A 23,975-nucleotide genomic window follows, 5' to 3' on the forward strand; every position below is an offset into this window, starting at 1 on the left:
TCTCCTGCTTCTTGTGCACAATTAGCCTTTATGTCACGAGAAAATCCGGCTTGCGCATTTTTTAAGATGCTATAACCTGCCACATCCTCGACAGATTACAATGGCGTCATGGTGGAAGTCAGCGTTGTTAATTTACTACATAAAGGGCGCATTGGCCTAGCGCCCATGGAAGGGGTCATTGACGCGGTGACCCGCGACCTCCTGACCCGCTCCCCCGGTTTCGATTGGGTGGTGACGGAGTTCGTGCGCGTGGTGGACGCCCGCCTGCCGCCACGCGTATTCCATCGGCACTGCCCGGAACTGGCCCGCCCCGGCGTCACCACGCCGAGTGGCGTTCCCGTGCAGCTGCAAATACTCGGCTCTGACCCCGACACCCTCGCGGCCAATGCTCGCCAGGCCCTGCGCCTCGGTGCCACCGGACTGGATCTCAATTTCGGCTGTCCGGCCAAGCTGGTCAACCGTCACGATGGCGGCGCATCGCTGCTGCGCGACCCAAGAAGGGTCCACGCCGCCGTGTCGGCGGTATCCCGCGCCGTAGGCGACGAGATCCCGGTGACGGCCAAGATCCGCCTGGGCTTCTCCAATCGCCGCCTGGCCCTGGCCTGCGCTCTGGCCACACAGGATGCCGGCGCCCAACGGTTGGTAGTCCACGGCCGTACCCGCGACGAGGGCTATCGCCCGCCTGCCCACTGGGAATGGATCGGGCGCATCCATCAACGCCTCTCCATCCCGGTGGTCGCCAATGGCGATATCTGGACCCTCGAGGACTACTGGAAGGCCCGCACCCTCTCCGGGTGCCGAGACGTGATGCTCGGCCGCGGCGCCCTGGCCGACCCCTGGCTGGCCAGCCGCATCCGTCACTGGCAGGCGACAGGGGAGCGCTTGCCCGAGACGCCCTGGCAAATTCGAGCAGGAATCCTTGCCGAATTTGCTGCATTGCAGCGTAGCACACTTCCGGAGCGCGTCGTCACTCCCCTCATCAAGCAGTGGCTAAATCACATGCGCCAGCGCGACGATGAGGCAGATCGCCGTTTCCAGTCTGTGAAACGTCTTCGCGACCTGGACGCCCTGCTTGATGGCCTCGAGGCCCCTGCCACCCCCGCCCGTCCTTCTACCTATCCTAGCGACGACCTGCGGGCCGAGATGATGGCCTGACGTCGAACCACCTCAAGAAAACAGGCGCACCATAAAAAAGAGGCGCACGTCGCATGGCGACGGCGCCTCAAACGATCGCAGGACCGGCACGCGAGGAACGCCGACCCGGCTAGCAGAACGCTGGACCTCGGTATCACGGGAAAACCCGGTATAGCAGGCCTGGAAAACAGAAGACCCGCCCTCGCTGTGAGGACGGGTCAATATCTGGCGCGCCCGGGAGGATTCGAACCTCCGACCACCTGATTCGTAGTCAGGTACTCTATCCAGCTGAGCTACGGGCGCGTAGGGCAATGAACGGAATCATCGCTGGAATGCGTCAGGCGCAATGCCAATCACATTCGAAATCAAGATGGCGCGCCCGGGAGGATTCGAACCTCCGACCACCTGATTCGTAGTCAGGTACTCTATCCAGCTGAGCTACGGGCGCTTGATCTTGGCGTGGCGACAATGGCGGAGAGGGAGGGATTCGAACCCTCGAAGAGGCTATAAACCCCTTACTCCCTTAGCAGGGGAGCGCCTTCAGCCACTCGGCCACCTCTCCTCATCGACACGGTGCGTATCCTACCGTTTTAGAAAGCCATCGTCCAGAGACCCCGAGGGATTTTTCGACATGGCCGAGCGCCGGCTCTTCCGCTTCGATTGCCCGCGCTAGTCATCGCTCTCGAGACCGGAGTCGGCCTTCTCGCGCTGAATGCGCTGGTAGATCTCCTCACGATGCACGGCGACATCCTTGGGGGCATTGACACCGATGCGGACCTGATTGCCCTTGACGCCAAGGACGGTCACGGTGATGTCATCACCGATCATCAGGGTTTCACCGACTCGGCGGGTCAGGATGAGCATGACTGATCTCCTTCTCAGACTTATGGCTACGGGATGCTCGCCGGCAGAAACGACGAAAGGGCATTGTGCGACAACTCATCGTCCCTGACCAATGGCACCGACCCACGACACACCCGCACCCCACGGAAAGTAAGCCTTGTGGTACGGGTGTCGCGGACTTCCCTACAAGCGTAGAAGGTGTCGTCGACCCGAGGGAGCCTTATTCGGCCTCAATATCGCTCTTGTCGAGACCAAAGGCCTTGTGCAGCGACTTGACCGCCAGTTCCATGTGCTTTTCGTCGATCACCACGGAGATCTTGATCTCCGAGGTGGAAACCATGCGAATATTGATATTCTCGTCCGCCAGCACACGGAAGAACTTCGAAGCCACACCGGCATGAGAGCGCATGCCTACCCCCACCAGCGAGACCTTAGCGATGTTGTCGTCTCCGCGCAGCTCGCCGCCTCCCAGGTCGGGAATCACCTGCTCCTTGAGGATCTTCATGGTCTGCTTGTAGTCGCCCTTGGCCACCGTAAAGGTGAAGTCCGTGTAGTCACCGGCCGGCGCCACGTTCTGGACGATCATGTCGATCTCGATGTTGGCATCGGCTATCGGCCCCAGGATGCGCGAGGCGACACCCGGCACGTCGGGCGTGTTGAGCAGAGTCAACTTGGCTTCGTTGTCGGTGAAGGCAATGCCGGAAATCAGCGGTTCTTCCATGGAATCCTCGTCTTTATCGGAGTCTGCAATGATCAGGGTGCCGGGACCGCCCTCGAAGCTGGACAGTACGCGCAGCGGGACATTGTACTTACCGGCGAATTCGACGGCACGAATCTGCAGGACCTTGGAGCCCAGGCTCGCCAGTTCCAGCATCTCCTCGACGGTGATGGTGTCGAGGCGCTGTGCCTTGGAACAGACCCGAGGGTCGGTCGTGTAGACACCGTCGACATCGGTATAGATCTGACACTCGTCGGCCTTCAGTGCCGCCGCCAGCGCCACTCCGGTGGTATCGGAGCCACCGCGACCGAGGGTGGTGATGTTGCCTTCCTCGTCGACGCCCTGGAAGCCGGCAACCACCACCACCTGACCTTCGTCCAGGTCGGCCTGCAGTTCATCGGTCTCGATGCGCTGGATGCGTGCCTTGGTGTGGGCGCTGTCGGTCTGGATGCCCACCTGGGAGCCGGTATAGGAGGTCGCCGGCACCCCCAGCTTGTGAAGGGCCATGGCCAGCAACGAAATGGTCACCTGTTCGCCGGTGGAGACCAGCATGTCCATCTCGCGCGGCGTCGGTTCGTCGTTGATCTCGTTGGCCATGCCGATCAGGCGGTTTGTCTCGCCACTCATGGCGGAAACCACGACGACGATCTGATGGCCGTCGTCGCGAAAGCCCTTGACCTTCTCGGCCACGGCCTTGATGCGCTCCACGGAGCCCACCGAGGTGCCGCCGAATTTCTGTACATATAGTGCCATATGCCGATTTCCCTCGTGCGTCGAGTGCGGATAGCGCTCAGATGAGTGAAAGGTGAGTAGAGATGACGAGGGCCGGGGCTTCACTGCCGCCGGCCCGGCAAGTCCTTACTGGAGTCGCTCCTCGACCCAGGCCGGAACGCTTTCCAGCGCGCCCGGCAGCGCCGTTACGTCGCTGCCGCCGGCCTGGGCCATGTCGGGCCGGCCACCGCCCTTGCCGCCGACCTGGGCCGCCACGTGGTTGACCAGCTCGCCGGCCTTGACCCTGTCAGTCAGATCCTCGGTGACGCCGGCGATCAGACTGACCTTACCGGCGTCGGCCACGCCCAGTACCACGATGCCGGAGCCGAGCTTGTTCTTGAGCTGGTCGAGTAGGCCACGCAGCTCCTTTCCGGCCACGCCTTCGAGGCGCTTGGCCAGCACCTTGACGCCCTTGATCTCGCGGGCGTCGTTGACCATGTCATTGCCGGCGGCGCTGGCCAGCTTGGCCTTGAGGCGCTCGAGCTCCTTCTCCAGAGTACGGTTGCGCTCGAGCAGTGACTCGACCCGCTCCTCGGCCTGCTCCGGCTTGGCCTTGAGGTGCTCGCCGATGCGATTGAGGCGAGCCCCTTGCTCGCGGAACCAGGCCAGTGCCCCCTCGCCGGTGATTGCTTCGATACGGCGCACACCGGAGGCGACGCCCGCTTCGCTAACGATATGGAAGCAGCCGATGTCGCCGCTACGCGCCACGTGGGTGCCGCCACACAGCTCGATGGAGAAGTCGTCGGCACCGATGGTCAGCACCCGCACATTGTCGGCATACTTGGCCTCGAACAGCGCCGCGGCGCCCTTGGCTTTTGCCTCGTCGAGGCTCATTTGCTGGATCAGGGTCGGGGCGTTGGCCAGAATCTGCTCGTTGACCAGTCGCTCCACCTCGTCCAATTGCTGCGGCGTCATGGGCTCGAAGTGGCTGAAATCGAAGCGCAGCCGCTCGGGCGTTACCAGCGAGCCCTTCTGCTGCACGTGGTCACCCAGAACCATTCGTAGCGCCTTGTGCATCAGGTGCGTCGCAGAGTGGTTGCGCACCGTAGCGGCGCGCAAGCTGGCGTCGACCCGCGGGTGGACCTCGGCGCCCACCGCCAGCTCTCCCTCGAGAAGCACGCCATGGTGCAGGTGGTGGTCACCCTGCTTCTGAGTATCGGCAACCAGAAAACGGCCTCCTTCGAGTTCCAGGTAGCCGGTATCGCCCACCTGACCACCGGACTCGCCATAGAAGGGCGTACGGTCCAATACCACGACGCCGCGCTGTTCCGGTTCGAGCCGCACCAGGGGATTGCCCTCCCGGTCGACCAGTGCGGTGACGGTAGCACTGTCCTCGAGCCGTTCATGGCCGGTGAAGGCGGTCTCGCCCTCGAGGTCCAGCGCCGCACCGTAGTCGGCACCGAACTGGCTGGCTGCCCGGGCCCGCTCGCGCTGGGACTCCAGCTCACGCTCGAAGCCAGCCTCGTCGAGGCTGACGCCGCGCTCCCGGCAGACGTCGGCGGTCAGATCATAAGGGAAGCCATAGGTGTCATAGAGCTTGAAGACCGTCTCGCCCGCAACGGTGTCGCCTTCGAGTCCGGCCAATGCCTCCTCGAGCAGTCCCATGCCGTGCTCCAGCGTGCGAGCGAACTGCTCCTCCTCCTTGAGCAGGACACGCTCGATCTGGTGACGCGCCTCACGCAGTTCCGGAAAGGCCTCGCCCATCTCGACGTCCAGCGCGCCTACCAGCTTGTGGAAGAAGTTGCCGCGGGCACCCAGCTTGTGGCCGTGGCGGATGGCACGACGGATGATCCGGCGCAGCACGTAGCCGCGCCCCTCGTTGGAGGGCAGCACCCCGTCGGCGATCAGGAAAGCGCAGGAGCGGATATGGTCGGCGATCACCCGCAGCGATGGCGTGGCGGTATCGGCATGGCCGGTGGCGCGGGCCGCAGCTTCGAGCAGGTTCTGGAAGAGGTCGATCTCGTAGTTGGAATGCACGCCCTGCATCACCGCGGCGATGCGCTCCAGGCCCATGCCGGTGTCGATGGAGGGCTTGGGCAGCGGATTGAGGGTCCCGGCCGCGTCGCGGTCGAACTGCATGAACACCAGGTTCCAGATCTCGATGTAGCGATCGCCGTCCTCTTCCGGGCTGCCGGGAGGCCCGCCCCATACCTCGGGGCCATGATCGAAGAATATCTCGGAGCTGGGCCCGCACGGACCGGTGTCGCCCATCTGCCAGAAGTTGTCCTCGTCGAGCTTCGAGAAGCGCTCCGGGTCGATACCCATCTCGTCCTTCCAGATCTGCTCGGCCTCATCGTCGCTGACGTGCACGGTGACCCACAGCTTCTCTTTGGGCAGGCCCAGGGTCTCGGTGAGGAAGGTCCATGCGAAGCGGATGGCATCGCGCTTGAAGTAGTCGCCGAAGCTGAAGTTGCCCAGCATCTCGAAGAAGGTGTGATGGCGGGCGGTATAGCCGACGTTATCGAGGTCGTTGTGCTTGCCGCCGGCGCGCACGCAGCGTTGGGACGAGGCGGCCCGCACGTAAGGGCGCGGATCACGGCCCAGGAAGACGTCCTTGAACGGCACCATGCCCGCGTTAGTGAACAGCAGGGTGGGGTCATTACCCGGCACCAGGGAGCTGGAGGGTACGACGGTGTGACCGTGCTCCTCGAAATAACTCAGGAAGGCCTGTCTGATGTCTGCGCTTTTCATGGGGTATCCGTGGCGATAAGCATGGTGACCCGGTGGGCAGGCAGTAGGTCGGCGGGCGGCGTGTCGACGCCGGAATCGGCTCGCCACTGCGCCACAGGAGTGCCACCCGGGGCATTCGCAAAGGGAGGTATTATAGCGCAGTCGTCAAGGGACTAAAGGGGGCGGCCTGTCACCGGATCAGCCCCGGGTGACCATACGGAACGTCAAGCTTCGTCCCAGGCGTGTTTCAGGGCGTGACGCACCTGGTCGAAGTCGAAGCCGCGTTGGGCAAGGAAGCGCTCGCGGCGGGCGCGCTCACGAGGGGTATCGCCGGGCCCCGTGAAGCGCCGCGAGAGCGCCTCGCAGGCCAGGGCGAACCAGTCGCCCTCACCGGCCCGCTCGGCTTCATCGAAGGCGTAATGAATCTCCTCCCGGTCGAGGCCTCGCCGTTCCAGTTCTACCCGGATCTTTAGCGGCCCCTGGCCTCGCAGGAGGCGTGAACGCAGGAAGCTCTCGGCAAAACGGGTATCGGACTGCAATCCCTGCTCGGCCAGCGCGTCAAGGCACTCGGTGATGCCGTCCGACGGGTGTCCCTGGGCCGCCAGGCGCTCAGCCAGTTCCCGGCGCGAGTGCTCCCGCCGGGCCAGCAGGCGGATGGCAGCGTCGCGCGGCGACGATTCACCACTGCTGGAGGGTTGTCCCGGCATGACTTACGCCTGGTCGTCGTCGCGGCCGACCTCAGTGGTGACCGCCTCATCGGCGACCTCTTCCTTCTTGGGCTCCACCGGGGCGAGCAACTGGGCGCGGATCTGACTCTCGATCTCCTCCATCACCGCCGGGTTGTCCTCGAGGAACTGGGCGGCATTGGCCTTGCCCTGGCCGATCTTGTTGCCCTGATAGCTGTACCAGGCGCCCGCCTTGTCGATCAGCTTGCACTGCACGCCCAGATCGACCACCTCCCCGGCGTGGTAGATCCCCTTGCCGTAGAGAATCTGGAACTCCGCCTGACGAAACGGCGGCGCGACCTTGTTCTTGACCACCTTGACCCGGGTCTCGTTGCCGGTAACCTCGTCACCCTGCTTGACGGAGCCGGTACGGCGGATATCCAGGCGCACGCTGGCGTAGAACTTGAGCGCGTTGCCGCCAGTGGTGGTCTCGGGACTGCCGAACATCACGCCGATCTTCATGCGGATCTGGTTGATGAAGACCACCATGCAGTTGGCGTTCTTGATATTACCGGCGATCTTGCGCAGTGCCTGGGACATCAGGCGTGCCTGCAGGCCCACGTGGGAGTCGCCCATCTCGCCCTCGATCTCGGCCCGCGGCGTCAGCGCCGCCACCGAGTCGATGATGATCACGTCGACGCCGCCGGAGCGCACCAGCATGTCGCATATCTCGAGGGCCTGCTCACCGGTATCCGGTTGCGACACCAGCAAATCATCGAGATTGACGCCGAGTTTCTCGGCGTAGCTCGGATCCAGGGCATGCTCGGCATCGATGAAGGCGCAGGTCTTGCCCTGCTTCTGGGCCTGGGCGATCACCGACAGGGTCAGGGTCGTCTTGCCCGAGGACTCGGGACCGAAGATCTCGACCACCCGACCCAGTGGCAGGCCACCGATACCCAAGGCGATATCCAGGCCCAGCGAGCCAGTGGAGACCGAGGGCATTACCACGCGTGGAGCGTCGCCCAGGCGCATCACGGTGCCCTTGCCGAACTGACGGTCGATCTGGGAAAGGGCGGCGTCGAGCGCCTTGCTGCGGTTTTCGTCCTTAGCCATGAAGGAACTCCTGAAAGGTAGCGAATGAAGGTAACGATGGCCGGCAACCACTGTATGACTGCACAGTAGTATGGCGAAAAAAACCCTACTCGACCAGCGCTGCGACCACGCCGGTGCGACCTGATAGAGGTCAGCGTGGCTCCAGACGCCGCACCAGGCCGATCAGCGCCTCGCGCACCGCCTGCTCGCGTACGGCGGCACGATCGCCGTCGTAATGGTGGCATGCCGACTCGGCCCGCTCGGCATCACCCCACGCCAGCCAGACGGTCCCCACCGGTTTGTCGGCGCTGCCGCCGGCGGGACCGGCCACACCGCTGATCGCTACGCCGAGCCCGGCACCGCTGTCGCGGCAGGCGCCAGCCACCATCGCCTCGACGACCGTGCGGCTCACCGCCCCATGCTCGGCCAGCAGCGCCTCGGGCACGCCCAGAAGCCGGGTCTTGGCGCCGTTGGCATAGGTCACGTAGCCAGTCTCGAACCAGTCGGAGCTGCCAGGCACGGCAGTGATGGCGCTGGCCACTCCGCCCCCGGTGCAGGACTCCGCCGTGGTGACCGTGATGTCATGCTCGCGGCAGCGATGCCCCAGCCGCTCGACAAGGGCCGTGAGATCGAGATCGATCAGGCGGGAGACACGGGTGGACATGGTTTGGCTCCTGAACATTCGTACCGACCGACCCGACGTCGGCCGCGCGTGCGCGGTGACTTTTCCGTACAATAACGGCTTTGTCAGCGACATGCATGGCGCATCCGACGCCAGCCATCCGCCATTCGTCAGAGCAGGAATTCGATGTCACAGGCCAGTGCCCAGCATACCCCCATGATGAGCCAGTACCTGAAGATCAAGCGCGAGCACCCCGAGGTGCTGCTCTTCTATCGCATGGGCGACTTCTACGAGCTGTTCTTCGATGATGCCCGACGCGCCGCCGCCCTGCTCGACATCACCCTGACCCAGCGCGGCCAGTCCGCGGGCCAGCCGATTCCCATGGCCGGCGTGCCCTACCACAGCGCCGAGGGCTATCTGGCACGCCTGGTGGCCGCCGGCGAGTCGGTGGCGATCTGCGAGCAGATCGGCGACCCGGCCACCAGCAAGGGACCGGTGGAGCGCCGCGTGGTGCGCATCGTCACCCCCGGCACCTTGTACGACGAGGCATTGCTGGATGCCCGCCGCGACAACCTGCTGGTCGCAGTGGCCCCGCTCGGCGAGCGCTGGGGGCTGGCCTGGCTGGAACTCTCCAGCGGCCGTTTCAATGTGCTGGAGGTCGAGGGCGAGAGCGAGATGCTCGCCGAACTGCAGCGCCTCGACCCCGCCGAGCTGCTGGTGGCGGATAGCCTGGCCCTGCCGACCGCCCTGGAGGGGCGTCGCGGCCTGCGTCGCCAGAGCGACTGGCTGTTCGACCTGGAGAGCGCGACGCGCACCCTGTGCGACCAGTTCCAGGTCCAGGACCTGCGCGGCTTCGGCTGCGCACACCTGGAGGCCGCCATCATCGCCGCCGGGGTGCTGATCGACTATGCCCGGGACACTCAGCGCACAGCACTGCCCCATGTCACCGCCATAGGCGTGGAGAGCCGTGACGATGCCTTGGTGATCGATGCCGCCAGCCGCCGCAACCTGGAGATCGACGTGAACCTCGGCGGCAGCGCCGACAATACCCTGGCCAGCGTGCTTGACACCACCGCCACGGCAATGGGCTCACGGCTGCTCAAGCGTTGGCTCAATCGTCCGCTGCGCGACCGCGCTCAGGTCGAGGGCCGCCAGGCGGCGGTGGCGCTACTGCTTGACGACGAGGGCTTCGCCCCTCTACGCGAGTCGCTCAAGGCAATCGGCGATGTGGAAAGGATCCTGGCCCGGGTGGCCCTCTACAGCGCGCGACCGCGCGACCTGGCCCGTCTACGCGACGCACTGGTCGCCCTGCCCGACCTCCAGGCCGACCTCCAGGCTTACGGAGAGGGCAGCGCGCTTGACGAGCTCCGGCGCCATATCCATCCCTTCCCGGCGCTGGCCGAGACCCTGACCCGCGCCCTGGTGGAGAATCCACCGGTGGTGATCCGCGACGGCGGGGTGATCGCCGAGGACTTCGACGCCGAACTCGACGAGCATCGGGGTCTCGCCGAGCATGCCGGCGACTACCTGATTCGCCTGGAGACCCGGGAGCGCGAGCGCACCGGGCTACCCGGCCTCAAGGTGGGCTACAACCGGGTCCACGGCTACTACATCGAGATCCCCCGGGCCCAGGCTCGGGATGCCCCGGCCGACTATATTCGTCGCCAGACCCTGAAGAACGCCGAACGCTTCATCATCCCCGAGCTCAAGGAGTTCGAGGACAAGGCCCTGTCGGCGAAGTCCCGCGCGCTGGCCCGGGAGAAGCTGCTCTACGATGGCCTGCTGGACACCCTGAATGCGGAACTCGCCAGGCTGCAGGGTACCGGGCGGGCACTGGCTGCGCTGGACGTGCTGTGCAGCTTCGCCGAGCGCGCCCGTGCCCTGGACTTCGTGCGCCCGGCACTGTCCCAGTCGCCGGGCATCGACATACGCGGCGGCCGTCACCCGGTGGTCCAACAGGTCACCGAGACGCCCTTCGTGCCCAACGATCTGGTGCTGGACGATACGCGACGCATGCTGGTCATCACCGGCCCCAACATGGGCGGCAAATCCACCTACATGCGCCAGGCGGCGCTGATCGTGCTGCTCGCCCACACCGGCAGCTTCGTGCCGGCGGACACCGCCGCCATCGGGCCTGTGGACCGTATCTTCACGCGTATCGGCTCCTCGGACGATCTGGCCGGCGGGCGCTCCACCTTCATGGTGGAAATGACCGAGACCGCCAGCATCCTGCACAATGCCACCGACCAGAGCCTGGTGCTGATGGACGAGATCGGTCGCGGTACCAGCACCTTCGATGGCCTGTCGCTGGCCTGGGCCAGCGCCGAGCACCTGACCCGCATCCGCGCCTTCACGCTGTTCGCCACCCACTACTTCGAGATGACAGCGCTGGCCGAACAGGCCGAGGGGGCGGCCAACGTGCACCTGACGGCCGCAGAGCATCGCGACGGTATCGTCTTCATGCACCGGGTGGAGGACGGCCCGGCCAGCCAGAGCTACGGTCTGCAGGTCGCCCAGCTCGCCGGCGTTCCCCAGGGCGTGATTGCACGTGCCAAGGAGAAGCTCGCCACCCTGGAGCAGCAGGAGATCGACCAGGGTAGCCGGCTGCCTGGCGTCGCGGCGGACGCAGGAGAACCCCGACAGGCCGACCTCTTCGCCAGCACGCCCCATCCACTGGTCGAGCAGCTGGAGAGCCTAGACCCTGACGAGCTGTCGCCCCGCCAGGCACTGGAACTGCTCTACCGCTGGAAGAAGACCCTGTGAATGGCCGACAATGGCGCCGAGACCCGCTTGCGAGGCTACCCTCGCCACGACTAGAATAGCCCGATCAAACTTCATGCATTATAAGAGAAGTTTTTCTTATAACTGAATACGGATCATCTACTACCGGCCGCGCCCTGCCACGGCCAGAGAATGGGAGACTGGCATGACATTCGTCGTCACCGAGAACTGCATCAAGTGCAAGTACACCGACTGTGTCGAGGTCTGCCCGGTGGACTGTTTCTACGAAGGCCCTAACTTCCTGGTGATCCATCCCGACGAGTGTATCGACTGCGCCCTGTGCGAGCCGGAGTGCCCCGCCGAGGCGATTTTCGCAGAAGATGAGATACCCGAGGGTCAGGAGCAGTTTCTAGAGATCAACGCCGAGTTGGCCGAAGAGTGGCCCAATATCAGTGAGAAGCAAGACCCGCCGGAAGATGCCGAGGAGTGGGACGGCAAGCCAGGCAAGCTGAAGCTGCTCGAGCGCTGAAGCGCTGCCATAGTCACAGTCACAGCCACAGCCAAAGACGACGACGCCAGATGTCTCATGACATCCGGCGTCGTCGTCTCTGCCCTGAGCGAAGAAGGAAAACACTCGGCAAAAGGCGACCCGCAGGCCGCCCGCTCCCAGCCAATCCTCGAGCGGTTCCCTCCACCCGACTCCCGTGATGTCTTCCCTGCCCGGGAACGGCTTCCTGCCGCACCGAGCGCATCACTTCACGCATCCCGTTGCATCCTGCCGGAAGAGCATCCCCGCTCTCCCACATCCCAGGTAAAGTGTGACCATGGCCGCATTGCCGCACAACCCCGCCCGAGAGGCGTCAGGCATGCTGATGACAGCCTTCTTCCTCAACAAATAAAAAACAAAAACCATTTAAAATCAACAATTTAAAAAATGTCGACCCCGTCAAGAGTCGACCCTGTCCGACGCGGAAATAGCGAATCTCCCCGCCATCATGTACGTGATCTCCTACAAAAGATCACGCACAAGGCAACACCGTTCTCTTACTGACCCTTGATCGCGGCGCGTCCCGGATAGGTCACCTGACCGTCCAGGGCTTGCTCGATCACCAGCAGGCGGTTGTACTTGGCGACGCGGTCGGAGCGGCTCAGCGAGCCGGTCTTGATCTGGCCGGCGCAGGTACCCACGGCGAGGTCGGCGATGGTGGTGTCCTCGGTCTCGCCGGAGCGGTGGGAAATCACCGCGGTGAAGCCGGCATCCTGGGCCATGCGAATCGCCTCCAGAGTCTCGGAAAGCGAGCCGATCTGGTTGAACTTGATCAGGATGGAATTGCCGATCTGCTCGTCGATGCCGCGCTTGAGAATCTTCGTATTGGTGACGAAGAGGTCGTCTCCGACCAGCTGGACCTTGTCGCCCAACCGCTCGGTCAATGCCTTCCAGCCATCCCAGTCGGACTCATCCATGCCGTCCTCGATAGAGACGATCGGGAACTGATCGCACAGCTCGGCCAGATAATCGACGAAGCCGGCAGCGTCGAACGCCTTGCCCTCGCCGGAAAGGTCATACTTGCCGTCCCGGTAGAACTCGGAGGAGGCACAGTCCAGCGCCAGGGTCACATCGTCGCCCAGCGTATAGCCGGCGTCCGCCACTGCCTGCTGGATCACCGACAGGGCTTCGGCATTGGAGTCGAGGTTCGGCGCAAAGCCGCCCTCGTCACCCACCGAGGTGGCCAGGCCCTTGGCGCCAAGCACCTTCTTCAGGGCATGGAATATCTCGGCGCCCATGCGCAGGCCTTCACGGAAGGACGGCGCTCCCACCGGCTGGATCATGAACTCCTGGATGTCGACGTTGTTGTCGGCATGCTCGCCGCCGTTGAGGATATTCATCATCGGCACCGGCATCAGGTACTGTCCAGGCTGGCCATAGAGCTCGGCGATATGGGCGTAGAGCGGCATGCCCTTGGCATTGGCTGCGGCCTTGGCCGCTGCCAGCGATACTGCCAGGATGGCGTTGGCGCCAAGCGATGCCTTATTGTCGGTGCCATCCAGCACCAGCATGGCATCGTCCAGCCCGCGCTGGTCACGAGCATCCATGCCCAGCAAGCGCTCACGGATGGTCGTGTTAACGGCCTCCACGGCCTTCAGCACACCCTTGCCCAGGTAGCGGCTCTTGTCGCCATCACGCAGTTCCAGCGCCTCGCGGGAACCGGTGGAAGCGCCACTGGGCGCACAGGCAACGCCAATAGCACCACTTTCCAGGCGCACCTCGGCCTGGACGGTGGGATTGCCGCGTGAATCGAGTACCTCGAGGGCGTGAAGTTCGACGATCTTGGTCATGTCAATGGATCCTTCTTGTTGGTGTAAGCGTCGTGACGTCTCGGCATGAGTCTCATGAACGGTCAGGATATCTCGAGGGGAGCAAACCCCTTGACCAGGTCATCGAGGGCCTTGACCTGGGCCAGGAAGGGTTCCAGACGGTCGAGTGGCAAGGCGCAGGGGCCGTCGCAGAGCGCCGAATCGGGATCGGGATGTGCCTCCAGAAAGATCCCTGCCAATCCCACGGCAACCCCCGCCCTGGCCAGTTCGGCCACCTGAGCGCGACGCCCATCGGCACTGTCGGCACGACCCCCGGGGCGTTGCAACGAATGCGTGACATCGAAAAACAGGGGATAGCCCGTCTGCTTCATGTCACCAAAACCGAGCATATCAACAACCAAATTATTATACCCGAAGCTGGATCCACGTTCACAAAGCAACAATTTTTCGTTGCCGGCTTCCTGACACTTGCGGATGATATGACGCATCTCCTGGGGCGCCAGGAACTGCGGCTTCTTGATATTGATCACCGCCCCGGTCGCGGCCATGGCCACCACCAGGTCCGTCTGGCGCGCCAGGAAGGCCGGCAGCTGGATGATATCGGCGACCTCGGCCACCGGTTCGGCCTGCCAGGGCTCGTGGACGTCGGTGATGATCGGCACGTTGAAGCGCGCCTTCACCTCGGCCAGGATCTCCAGCCCCTTCTCCAGGCCAGGGCCGCGGAAGGAGTGGATGGAGCTGCGATTGGCCTTGTCGAAGCTCGCCTTGAAGACGTAGGGCATGCCCAGCCGGCTCGTCACCGCCTCATAAGCCTGGGCGACCTCGAGGGCCAGCTCGCGGGATTCCAGCACGTTCATGCCGCCCAGCAGCATCAGCGGCAAAGAATTGCCGGCCTTAAGGCCGGCAATTGATATATGACGCTCTGGGGTAGGACGCTCTGGGGCAGACTCGGTCATGACAGACATGGGCCTCACTCCTGGTGGGAGGACTGCGCGCGAACACGTGCCGCCTTGTGCTCCAGCGCCGCATTGACGAAACCGGTGAACAGCGGATGGCCGTCACGCGGCGTAGAGGTGAACTCCGGGTGGAACTGGCAGGCAACATACCAGGGGTGATCCGACAGCTCGACCATCTCCACCAGGGAGTTATCGACGCTCTTTCCGGAGACCACCAGGCCAGCCTGCTCGAGTTCGTCGATAAACTGGTTGTTCACCTCGAAACGATGGCGGTGGCGCTCGACGATCTCGTCGCTACCGTAAACGGCACGCGCCCTGCTGCCGGCCTTGAGCTGGCAGACCTGGCCGCCCAGCCGCATGGTGCCACCAAGGTCGGAGGCCGCGTCGCGTAGCTCGATCTTGCCTTCGGGGCTGAGCCACTCGGTGATCAGGCCGACCACCGGATGCTGGGTGTCGTGGGTGAACTCGGTGGAGTTGGCATCCTCCCAGCCGGCTCTATTCCGCGCGAATTCGATGACCGCCACCTGCATACCCAGGCAGATGCCGAGATAGGGAATGCCGTTCTCGCGGGCGAAACGGGCCGTGGCGATCTTGCCTTCCACGCCGCGCTCGCCGAAGCCGCCGGGCACCAGGATGGCATCCTTGCCGGCCAGGCGCTCGGCACCGTGGCGCTCGATGTCCTCGGAGTCGATATAATCGACGTTGACCTTGATGCGGGTCTGGATGCCGGCGTGGATCAGCGCCTCGTTGAGGGACTTGTAGGCATCGAGCAGTTCCATGTACTTGCCGACCATGGCGATATTGATCGATTTGAGCGGGTTGAGCTTGGCGTCTAGCACATGAACCCACTCGCCCAGATCGGCTTCTTTAGCTTCCAGGCGCAGCTTCTCGCAGGCGATATCGGCGAGGCCCTGCTCATTGAGCATCAACGGGATGCGATAGATGGTGTCGGCGTCCTGCAGCGGGATAACGGCACGCTCTTCCACGTTGGTGAACAGCGCAATCTTGCGCCGCTCGGTCTCCTCCAACTCCACCTCGCTGCGGCAGATCAGGATATCGGGCTGGATACCGATGGAGCGTAGCTCCTTGACGCTGTGCTGAGTCGGCTTGGTCTTGGTCTCGCCGGCGGTCTTGATGTAGGGCACCAGGGTCAGGTGCATGAAAATCGCCCGGCTCGCCCCCAGCTCGCTCCTGATCTGGCGAATCGACTCCAGGAAGGGCAGCGACTCGATGTCGCCCACGGTGCCGCCGATCTCGACCAGTGCCACGTCGAAGCCCTCGCCGCCAGCATAGACGCGGCGCTTGATCTCGTCGGTGATGTGCGGGATCACCTGCACGGTGCCGCCCAGGTAGTCGCCGCGGCGCTCCTTGCGAAGCACGTACTCGTAGACGCGTCCGGTGGTGAAGTTGTTGGCCTGGGTCATCTTGGTGCGGATGAAGCGCTCGTAGTGGCCGAGGTCCAGGTCGGTCTCGGCACCATCCTCCGTGACGAACACCTCGCCATGCTGGAAGGGGCTCATGGTACCCGGATCCACATTGATGTAGGGATCGAGCTTGAGCATGGTGACCCTGAGGCCGCGCGCCTCGAGAATCGCCGCCAGCGAGGCCGACGCGATGCCTTTGCCGAGAGAGGACACAACGCCGCCGGTCACGAAGATATATCGTGTCATGGAAAACCTGTCGAAACGTGATCGGTAGGCACGGCAGGAAGCCACGCCAGGATGGGACGACAGACTAGCAGAATACGACCAAAGGCTCAATTTCAGCGCCCAGCGCCGCAGCCTGAAGCCGCGGCTTTCCCGGCGACAGGTCTACGAGGGGGCGCTGTGAATACCTCCCTGTACGCTACCGATGCCATCCATGGCATAGGACCCCCTCTACGACCTGTCCCCGGCGCCGCTAACCATTGAAGGTGCCGCTTCGAGCTTCGAGCTTCGAGCTTCGAGCAGGATAGTAGCGCCTCCCTGCTAGAGGCCCGAAGCCCGTTGCCCGCTGCTTACACCCCCAGATAGTCGAGGATGCCTTCCCCGGCCTGGCGGCCTTCATAGATGGCGGTGACCACCAGATCGGAGCCGCGCACCATGTCGCCGCCGGCGAAGATCTTCTCGTTGGTGGTCTGGAAGGCATGAGTGCCACCCTCTTCCGGCGCCGTGACCCGGCCACGCTCATCGACCTCGATACCCACGGTCTCGAACCAGGGGGCCGGGTTCGGCTGGAAGCCGAAGGCCACTACGACGGCATCGGCAGAGATGATCTCCTCGGAGCCTGGCACTACTTCCGGGCGCTGCCGGCCATTCTCGTCAGGCTCGCCCAGGCGGGTGCGCACTACCTTGACGCCCTCGACCTTGCCTTCGCCGACCACCGCGACCGGCTGGCGGTTGAACAGGAACTCCACCCCCTCCTCGCGGGCGTTGGCCACCTCGCGCTTGGAGCCTGGCATGTTCTCCTCGTCACGGCGATAGGCGCAGGTCACGCTGGTGGCGCCCTGGCGAATGGCCGTGCGGTTGCAGTCCATGGCGGTATCGCCGCCACCCAGCACCACCACGCGCTGCCCCTTCAATGAGGTGAAATCGCGGGGATCCTTCTCGAAGCCCAGGCAGTGGTTGACGTTGGCGATCAGGTAGTCGAGGGCCTTGTAGACGCCGGGCAGGTCCTCGCCGGGGAAGCCGCCCTCCATATACTTGTAGGTGCCCATGCCCAGGAAGACGGCATCGTACTCCTCGAGCAAACTGTCGAACTCGATGTCCTTGCCTATCTCGACACCGAGGCGGAACTCCATGCCCATTTCCTCGAAGACGGCACGACGGCGCTCCATCACGGTCTTGTCGAGCTTGAACTCGGGGATACCGAAGGTCAGCAGCCCACCGATCTCCGGATACTTGTCGAATACCACCGGCGTGACGCCATTACGTATCAGGATATCGGCGCAGCCCAGCCCCGCCGGACCGGCGCCGATCACCGCCACCTTGCGGCCGGTCGGGGTGACGCGGGACAGGTCCGGGCGCCAGCCCATGGCGAAGGCGGTGTCAGTGATGTACTTCTCCACCGAGCCGATCGTCACCGCACCGAAACCGTCGTTGAGCGTGCAATCGCCTTCACAGAGACGGTCCTGGGGACAGACCCGCCCGCACACTTCAGGCAGCGAGTTGGTGCGGTGACACAGCTCCACCGCCTCAAGGATGTTGCCCTCGCTGACCAGCTGCAGCCAGTTGGGAATGTAGTTGTGGACCGGACACTTCCACTCGCAGTAGGGGTTTCCGCAATGCAGGCAGCGGTGCGCCTGGCTGGCTGCCTCCTGGGGCTTGAAGGGCTCGTAGATCTCGGCGAACTCCCTGGCTCGGGTGCGCGCCTCCTTCTTCTGCGGGTCCTGGCGACCCACGTCGATAAACTGGAAATCGTTGCTCAAGCGGTTAGCCATGGTCTCTGCTCCTGATGTCTGCGTGGCGATATCGTCGTCTCGGCATTCACGTATTCCGGCTGACGCCGCCTCTTATTCCGGCTGACGCCGGGATTGGGCCAGCAGGCTACCCAGGCTCGCGGCCTTGGGCTTCACCAGCCAGAAGTGACGGACGAAGTCGCTGAAGTCCTCGAGAATTTCGCGGCCGCGCGCTGAGTTGGTCTCGGCCACATACTCCTCGATGACCTCCCGCAGATGACGCCGATAGGCCTCCATGACCTCGGTGTTCACCCGGTGGATCTCCACCAGTTCATGGTTGTACTTGTCGACGAAGGTGCGGTCCTCGTCGAGCACGTAGGCAAAGCCGCCGGTCATGCCCGCACCGAAGTTGACGCCCACCTCGCCGAGCACGCAGATCATGCCGCCAGTCATGTACTCGCAGCAGTGATCGCCGGCACCCTCGATCACCGCATGGGCGCCGGAGTTGCGCACACCGAAGCGCTCGCCGGCGGTGCCGGCGGCGAACAGCTTGCCGCCGGTGGCGCCATACAGGCAGGTATTGCCGACGATGGCGGTCCGGTGGCTCTCGAAGGCGCTGCCGGCCGGCGGCACGATCACCACCTTGCCGCCATTCATGCTCTTGCCGACATAGTCGTTGGCATCGCCCTCCAGGTAGAGGTTGAGGCCGCGAGCATTCCACACACCGAAGCTCTGACCGGCAACCCCGGTGAAGCGGGCAGTGACCGGCGCATCCTCGAGCCCCGCCTCGCCGTAGCGCTTGGCGATGGCCCCGGAGATCAGCGCACCGACGCTGCGGTCGCAGTTGGTGATGGTGAAGGTGAACTCACCACCGCTCTTATGTTCGATCGCCTCCCGGAGGGCGGCCAGCACCTCCTGGTTCTTGGCCCCGGGGTCGTGAGGCGCGTTGCGGCTGACCGCGCAGAACTGCGGCGCATCCGCCGGCACGAAGTCGTTGCCCAGCAGGCCCGACAGGTCGAGTTTGCGCTGGGAGGCCGTGACACCCTCCAGCACCTCCAGCAGGTCGGTGCGGCCGATCAGGTCGGTGAGCTGGCGCACGCCCAGCAGGGCCATCAGTTCCCGCACCTCCTCGGCGATGAAGCGGAAGTAGTGCTTGACCATGTCCACGGTGCCGCGGAAGTGCTCGTCGCGCAGGTACTGCATCTGGGTGGCCACGCCGGTGGCGCAGTTGTTGAGATGGCAGATACGCAAGTACTTGCAACCCAATGCCACCATGGGCGCGGTACCAAAGCCGAAGCTCTCGGCACCGAGAATCGCCGCCTTGACCACGTCCAGGCCGGTCTTCAGGCCACCGTCGGTCTGCAGGCGGATCTTGTCGCGCAGGCCGTTGATGCGCAGCGCCTGATGCACCTCGGGCAGGCCCAGTTCCCAGGGGCTGCCGGCGTGCTTGATCGAGGTCAGCGGGCTGGCCGCGGTGCCGCCATCGTAGCCGGAGACGGTGATCAGGTCGGCGTAGGCCTTGGCCACGCCGGTGGCGATGGTACCGATGCCGGGCTCGGAGACCAGCTTCACCGACACCTGGGCATCGGGATTGACCTGCTTGAGGTCGAAGATCAGCTGCGCCAGGTCCTCGATGGAGTAGATGTCGTGGTGCGGCGGCGGCGAGATCAACGTCACGCCGGGCACCGAGTAGCGCAGCCGGGCGATCAGCTCGTTGACCTTGCCACCAGGCAGCTGGCCGCCCTCGCCGGGCTTGGCGCCCTGGGCCACCTTGATCTGCAGCACCTCGGCGTTGACCAGGTAGGCCGGCGTCACGCCGAAGCGTCCGGAGGCGATCTGCTTGATCTTCGAGGAGCGGATGGTGCCGTAGCGGGCCGGGTCCTCGCCCCCCTCGCCGGAGTTGGAGCGTCCGCCGGCTTCGTTCATGGCCTGGGCCAGGGCCTCGTGAGCCTCGGGCGACAGCGCACCCAGCGACATGCCGGCGCTGTCGAAGCGCGGCAGCAGGTCCTCGACCGCCTCGATCTCCTCCATGGGCAGCGGCTCGGCGGCGGGCCTGAGTTTCAGCAGGTCGCGCAGGGTGGCCGGTGAGCGCTCGTTGACCAGTCGGGCGAACTTCTTCCACTTGGTGTAATCACCCTGCTGAACCGCCTCCTGCAGGGACATGACCACGTCGGGGTTGTAGGCATGGTACTCGTGGCCGTGGACGTACTTCATCAGGCCGCCCTGGGAAACGCCCTTGCGCGGCGTCCAGGCCTCGCGCCCCAGCAGTTCCTGCTGTAGCTGCAGTTCGCTGAAGCCGGTGCCCTCGATGCGTGACGCCATGCCGGTAAAGCAGAGGTCCATCACCTCAGAAGAGAGGCCCACCGCCTCGAACAGCTGGGAGCCGCGATAGGAGGCCAGGGTCGAGATGCCCATCTTGGAAAGGATCTTGAACAGTCCCTTCTGCAGCCCCTTGCGGTAGTTCTCGCGGGCGTCGGCCGGGTTGCCGACCAGCTCGCCGGTGTGGTGCATGTCGGCCATGACCTGATAGGCCAGCCAGGGGAACACCGCCGTGGCGCCGACGCCGAACAGCACCGCCATCTGATGAGCGTCGCGGGCATAACCGGTTTCCACCACGATGTTACAACGCGGGCGCAGGGCCAGGCGTCCCAGGTGGTGGTGTACAGCGCCCACGGCCAGCGCCGCATGGATAGGCACCATACCCTTGCCCAGCTCGGCATCGCTGAGCACCAGGATCACCTTGCCATCGTTGACCGCCTGCTCGGCCTGTCGGCAGAGCTCATGGATCGCCCCCTTGAGACCCATCTCCTGGGAATCATAGCCCAGCGACAGGATACGGCTGGTGAAGGCCGGATCCTCCTGATTCACCAGGGCGGCGAACTTGCGGGGTGAGAGGATCGGCGTGGTCAGGATGATGCGATGGGCATGCTCGGGTGTCGCCTTGAAGACGTTGAGTTCGGCGCCGATGCAGGTCTCCAGCGACATCACGATCGCCTCGCGCAGCGGATCGATGGCCGGGTTGGTGACCTGGGCGAACTTCTGGCGGAAATAGTCGGTGAGCAGCCGCTGCTTGCCCGAGAGCACTGCCATGGGGGTGTCGTCGCCCATGGAGCCCACCGCCTCCTGGCCGCTCTCGGCCAGCGGCCGCAGCACCTGATCGCGCTCCTCGAAACTGACCTGGAACATCTTCTGCTGGGTGCGCAGGGCCTCAGGGTCCATGTTGTGGAAGCTGGCGAGCTCGGTCAGCGCCGACTCCAGGTATTGGGCCTCCTGCTTCAGCCAGCGCTTGTAGGGATAGGCGGACTTGAGGCGCTCGTCGATGTCCGGAGTGTGCAGCACCTCGCCGGTCTGGGTGTCCACGGCCAGTATCTGGCCCGGGCCAACACGCCCCTTGGCCACCACGTCTTCGGGCTTGTAGCCGTAAGTGCCGATCTCCGAGGCCAGGGTGATGTAGCCGTTGCGGGTGATCACCCAGCGAGCCGGTCGAAGGCCGTTGCGGTCGAGCATGCAGATCGCCTGGCGGCCATCGGTCATCACCACCCCGGCGGGGCCATCCCAGGGCTCCATATGCATGGAGTTGTATTCGTAGAAGGCACGCAGGTCGCCGTCCATCAGCTCCACGTTCTGCCAGGCCGGCGGCACCATCATGCGTACCGCGCGGTGCAGCTCCATGCCGCCGGTGAGCAGCACCTCGAGCATGTTGTCCATGCTCGAGGAGTCCGACCCGGTGGTGTTGACGATCTCGTCGAGTCCGGTGATCTCGGGCAGCCGCTTGCTGACGAAGTTCTCCTTGCGCGAGTTGGCCCAACCCCGGTTGGCTTCCACCGTGTTGATCTCGCCGTTGTGGGCCAGCAGGCGAAACGGCTGGGCCAGTGGCCAGCGTGGCGCGGTGTTGGTAGAGAAGCGCTGGTGGAAGACGCAGATCGCGGTCTCCAGGCGCTCGTCGCCCAGATCGGGATAGAAGGCCGGCAGGTCCACCGGCATCATCAGTCCCTTGTAGGAAACCACCTCGCGGGAGAGCGAGCAGACATAGAAGTCCTGGTCGTCACGCAGCGTCTCCTCGGCGCGGCGGCGGGCCATGAAAAGATTCACATCGAACTGGGCGACATCGCCCCCCTCCGGCTCGACGAACAGCTGGCGGATTCGCGGCAGGCAGTCCAGGGCCATGGGCCCGCAGACGCTGGCATCCACCGGCACGTCGCGCCAGCCCACCACACGCAGACCACGCGCCCCGAGTTCGACTTCCAGGGTCTCGCGGCCGCGGGCTTCCCGGGCGTCGTCGTCAGGGAGGAATACCACGCCCACGGCGAAGTACTCACCAAGCTCCACACCAAGAGATTCCTTGGCGACGTCGCGCATAAAGGCATCCGGCATCTGCAGCAGTAACCCGCAACCATCGCCGGTCTTGCCATCGGCCGCGATACCGCCACGGTGGGTCATGCAGGTCAGCGACTCGATGGCGGTCTTGAGCAGGTCGTGGCTGGCCTGGCCTTCCATGTGGGCGATCAGGCCGAACCCGCAGTTGTCGCGGAACTCGCCGGGCTGATGAAGACCTCTGTTCATGGGCGTGCCTCGGGTTAAAGGGTTTTTTTGGCAGTCATTACGTGGCATCATATTCGGTTTTCTTTTTCATGCTGCCCCCGAAACGGCCACACGACTGCTCGACAAAAGGCCAGCCAGCATAGCCAGAGCCGTACCCACCGCGCAATATTCCGCTCCAGGTTCTCTACGAAAAACCATCGACAAATCCGCCACTTGCACCGACATTTAGCCAGAAAACCCCGGTAACTCAATGGCTTGCAAGAACCATTGGCGAGCCCTCGACACACTGGACAAAGCGTTAGACTTTAGCCTAGTTGTTGATCATTCCCCCATGCCGATCCAGCATACGCCATGCAGATACTTGTCCCGACGCGACGACGCCCGCACAAGGGCGGGCGTCGTCTGGCCAGGCACAGAGGCCAACGGAAGAGCAGACTGTTTTCAGCGCCGAGGGAAATTCTCGAGAAGGTCGATCAAGGTCTCGGCCGGAGTCTCATCATGGATGCAGGCACCGCCAAGGGTGCGTAACAGGATCAGGCGCAGGCGGCTGTCGAGGTTCTTCTTGTCGAGGCGCATGATGGTGAGAAAGTCCTCCACCGACATGTCGGCCGGGGCCGCCAGGGGCAGGCCCGCAGCTTCGATGATCGCCCGGATGCGCGCCACCTCCTTGTCGCTCAACCAGCCAAGCCGGCAGGAAAGCTCGGCCGCCATCAACATGCCGGCGCCCACGGCCTCGCCATGCAGCCAGTTGCCGTAGCCCTGATGGGCCTCGATGGCGTGGCCAAAGGTATGGCCCAGGTTGAGCAACGCCCGCACGCCCTGCTCCGTTTCGTCCTCGGCAACGATCTCTGCCTTGAGGGTACAGCTGCGCTCGATTGCCCGAGTCAGGGCGGCGGCATCGAGGCCTCGCAGCGCATCCATCTCGGCTTCCAGCCGGGCCAGGAAGTCGGCATCGCGGATCAGCCCGTACTTGATCACCTCGGCGAGCCCCGCCGAGAGCTCCCGTGGCGGCAGCGTCGCCAGGGTGTCGGTATCGATCAGCACCGCTCGCGGCTGCCAGAAGGCACCGATCATATTCTTGCCGCGCGGGTGGTTCACCCCCGTCTTGCCGCCCACCGAGGAGTCGACCTGAGCGAGCAAGGTGGTCGGCACCTGCACGAAGGCCACTCCACGCTGATAACAGGCTGCAGCGAAGCCGACCATGTCGCCGATCACCCCGCCACCCAGGGCAATGAGGGTGCAGCGACGATTGAAACCGGCCGCCAGCAGGGCATCCCAGACCCGCTCGACACTGGCGACTATCTTGGTGGCCTCGCCGTCAGGCAGGACCAGTTCGCGAACCTCGAGGTCGGCAGCGAGCCCCTGCCTGAGGCGCTCGAGATAGAGTGGCGCCACCGTCTCGTTGGTAACCACCATGACCTGGCGCCCGGCCAGATACGGGGAAAGCCATTGAGGATCGCCGAGCAGACCGGGGCCAATGTGGATGGGATAGCTGCGCTCGCCCAGCGCCACCTCTAAGGTGCGCGGGCCCTTCGAGGAGTCGCTCATG

General features: G+C 64.3%; 15 protein-coding genes and 3 tRNA genes. 3 read left to right on the forward strand and 15 right to left on the reverse strand.

Features of this window, described 5'->3' with window-relative positions:
- The first annotated feature begins 165 nt into the window (after positions 1 to 165).
- On the forward strand, positions 166 to 1,155 hold the full coding sequence (locus U5L98_RS17690) for a tRNA-dihydrouridine synthase family protein (RefSeq protein ID WP_322559573.1): 990 nt from the start codon (positions 166 to 168) through the stop codon (positions 1,153 to 1,155).
- A 205-nt stretch (positions 1,156 to 1,360) separates the two neighbouring features.
- On the opposite strand, the gene U5L98_RS17695 is transcribed toward U5L98_RS17690, so the two are convergent.
- The 9 genes from U5L98_RS17695 to U5L98_RS17735 all read right to left on the reverse strand — a co-directional run bounded on the left by U5L98_RS17695 (position 1,361) and on the right by U5L98_RS17735 (position 8,557).
- Positions 1,361 to 1,437, reverse strand: a tRNA-Arg gene (locus U5L98_RS17695).
- A gap of 68 nt (positions 1,438 to 1,505) precedes the next feature.
- Positions 1,506 to 1,582: transfer RNA gene (locus U5L98_RS17700), tRNA-Arg, on the reverse strand.
- Positions 1,583 to 1,603: 21 nt separating this feature from the next.
- Positions 1,604 to 1,696: transfer RNA gene (locus tag U5L98_RS17705), tRNA-Ser, on the reverse strand.
- Between the two features lie 107 nt (positions 1,697 to 1,803).
- Positions 1,804 to 1,998: a carbon storage regulator CsrA gene (gene csrA / locus U5L98_RS17710; protein WP_089712664.1), complete on the reverse strand. Its 195-nt coding sequence runs from the start codon at positions 1,996 to 1,998 to the stop codon at positions 1,804 to 1,806.
- Between the two features lie 199 nt (positions 1,999 to 2,197).
- Positions 2,198 to 3,448 (reverse strand): aspartate kinase, encoded by a 1,251-nt coding sequence (locus U5L98_RS17715; RefSeq protein WP_322559574.1) that lies wholly within the window; start codon positions 3,446 to 3,448, stop codon positions 2,198 to 2,200.
- A gap of 105 nt (positions 3,449 to 3,553) precedes the next feature.
- Entirely contained in the window at positions 3,554 to 6,157 is a 2,604-nt protein-coding gene (gene alaS, locus U5L98_RS17720; protein WP_322559575.1) for an alanine--tRNA ligase, read from the reverse strand.
- A gap of 203 nt (positions 6,158 to 6,360) precedes the next feature.
- Positions 6,361 to 6,843, reverse strand: a complete 483-nt coding sequence (locus U5L98_RS17725; protein ID WP_322559576.1) for a regulatory protein RecX — start codon at positions 6,841 to 6,843, stop codon at positions 6,361 to 6,363.
- A 3-nt stretch (positions 6,844 to 6,846) separates the two neighbouring features.
- Positions 6,847 to 7,914 carry a recombinase RecA gene (recA, locus tag U5L98_RS17730; protein ID WP_322559577.1) on the reverse strand — a complete coding sequence of 356 codons (1,068 nt, stop codon included), beginning with the start codon at positions 7,912 to 7,914 and terminating at the stop codon, positions 6,847 to 6,849.
- A 130-nt stretch (positions 7,915 to 8,044) separates the two neighbouring features.
- Positions 8,045 to 8,557, reverse strand: a complete 513-nt coding sequence (locus U5L98_RS17735) for a CinA family protein (RefSeq protein WP_322559578.1) — start codon at positions 8,555 to 8,557, stop codon at positions 8,045 to 8,047.
- A gap of 144 nt (positions 8,558 to 8,701) precedes the next feature.
- Here U5L98_RS17735 and mutS point away from each other — a divergent pair, with 144 nt between their 5' ends.
- Positions 8,702 to 11,278, forward strand: coding sequence for a DNA mismatch repair protein MutS (gene mutS, locus U5L98_RS17740; RefSeq protein WP_322559579.1), 2,577 nt, complete (start codon positions 8,702 to 8,704; stop codon positions 11,276 to 11,278).
- Between the two features lie 163 nt (positions 11,279 to 11,441).
- Positions 11,442 to 11,765, forward strand: a complete 324-nt coding sequence (gene fdxA, locus U5L98_RS17745; RefSeq protein ID WP_322559580.1) for a ferredoxin FdxA — start codon at positions 11,442 to 11,444, stop codon at positions 11,763 to 11,765.
- 515 nt (positions 11,766 to 12,280) lie between these two features.
- Here the strand turns inward: fdxA and eno are convergent.
- The 6 genes from eno to aroB all read right to left on the reverse strand — a co-directional run bounded on the left by eno (position 12,281) and on the right by aroB (position 23,974).
- Positions 12,281 to 13,573 (reverse strand): phosphopyruvate hydratase, encoded by a 1,293-nt coding sequence (eno, locus tag U5L98_RS17750; protein WP_322559581.1) that lies wholly within the window; start codon positions 13,571 to 13,573, stop codon positions 12,281 to 12,283.
- Positions 13,574 to 13,635: 62 nt separating this feature from the next.
- A complete protein-coding gene (gene kdsA, locus U5L98_RS17755; protein ID WP_322559582.1) occupies positions 13,636 to 14,517 on the reverse strand; it encodes a 3-deoxy-8-phosphooctulonate synthase in 882 nt (293 codons plus the stop codon).
- Between the two features lie 5 nt (positions 14,518 to 14,522).
- Positions 14,523 to 16,178, reverse strand: coding sequence for a CTP synthase (locus U5L98_RS17760; RefSeq protein WP_322559583.1), 1,656 nt, complete (start codon positions 16,176 to 16,178; stop codon positions 14,523 to 14,525).
- Positions 16,179 to 16,504: 326 nt separating this feature from the next.
- Positions 16,505 to 17,926 (reverse strand): FAD-dependent oxidoreductase, encoded by a 1,422-nt coding sequence (locus U5L98_RS17765; protein WP_322559584.1) that lies wholly within the window; start codon positions 17,924 to 17,926, stop codon positions 16,505 to 16,507.
- A 72-nt stretch (positions 17,927 to 17,998) separates the two neighbouring features.
- Complete coding sequence (gene gltB, locus U5L98_RS17770) at positions 17,999 to 22,447, reverse strand: glutamate synthase large subunit (protein ID WP_322559585.1); 4,449 nt, start codon at positions 22,445 to 22,447, stop codon at positions 17,999 to 18,001.
- Positions 22,448 to 22,867: 420 nt separating this feature from the next.
- Positions 22,868 to 23,974, reverse strand: a complete 1,107-nt coding sequence (gene aroB / locus U5L98_RS17775) for a 3-dehydroquinate synthase (protein ID WP_322559586.1) — start codon at positions 23,972 to 23,974, stop codon at positions 22,868 to 22,870.
- Position 23,975: the final 1 nt, after the last annotated feature.

The organism is Halomonas sp. (assembly GCF_034520545.1).
Lineage (GTDB): Bacteria > Pseudomonadota > Gammaproteobacteria > Pseudomonadales > Halomonadaceae > Halomonas.

Bases quoted from the DNA above. Each gene is read 5' to 3' on its own strand.
- U5L98_RS17690 (WP_322559573.1), top strand. From the start codon at position 166: ATGGAAGGGGTCATTGACGCGGTGACCCGCGACCTCCTGACCCGCTCC.
- csrA (WP_089712664.1), bottom strand. From the start codon at position 1,998: ATGCTCATCCTGACCCGCCGAGTCGGTGAAACCCTGATGATCGGTGAT.
- U5L98_RS17715 (WP_322559574.1), bottom strand. From the start codon at position 3,448: ATGGCACTATATGTACAGAAATTCGGCGGCACCTCGGTGGGCTCCGTG.
- alaS (WP_322559575.1), bottom strand. From the start codon at position 6,157: ATGAAAAGCGCAGACATCAGACAGGCCTTCCTGAGTTATTTCGAGGAG.
- U5L98_RS17725 (WP_322559576.1), bottom strand. From the start codon at position 6,843: ATGCCGGGACAACCCTCCAGCAGTGGTGAATCGTCGCCGCGCGACGCT.
- recA (WP_322559577.1), bottom strand. From the start codon at position 7,914: ATGGCTAAGGACGAAAACCGCAGCAAGGCGCTCGACGCCGCCCTTTCC.
- U5L98_RS17735 (WP_322559578.1), bottom strand. From the start codon at position 8,557: ATGTCCACCCGTGTCTCCCGCCTGATCGATCTCGATCTCACGGCCCTT.
- mutS (WP_322559579.1), top strand. From the start codon at position 8,702: ATGTCACAGGCCAGTGCCCAGCATACCCCCATGATGAGCCAGTACCTG.
- fdxA (WP_322559580.1), top strand. From the start codon at position 11,442: ATGACATTCGTCGTCACCGAGAACTGCATCAAGTGCAAGTACACCGAC.
- eno (WP_322559581.1), bottom strand. From the start codon at position 13,573: ATGACCAAGATCGTCGAACTTCACGCCCTCGAGGTACTCGATTCACGC.
- kdsA (WP_322559582.1), bottom strand. From the start codon at position 14,517: ATGTCTGTCATGACCGAGTCTGCCCCAGAGCGTCCTACCCCAGAGCGT.
- U5L98_RS17760 (WP_322559583.1), bottom strand. From the start codon at position 16,178: ATGACACGATATATCTTCGTGACCGGCGGCGTTGTGTCCTCTCTCGGC.
- U5L98_RS17765 (WP_322559584.1), bottom strand. From the start codon at position 17,926: ATGGCTAACCGCTTGAGCAACGATTTCCAGTTTATCGACGTGGGTCGC.
- gltB (WP_322559585.1), bottom strand. From the start codon at position 22,447: ATGAACAGAGGTCTTCATCAGCCCGGCGAGTTCCGCGACAACTGCGGG.
- aroB (WP_322559586.1), bottom strand. From the start codon at position 23,974: ATGAGCGACTCCTCGAAGGGCCCGCGCACCTTAGAGGTGGCGCTGGGC.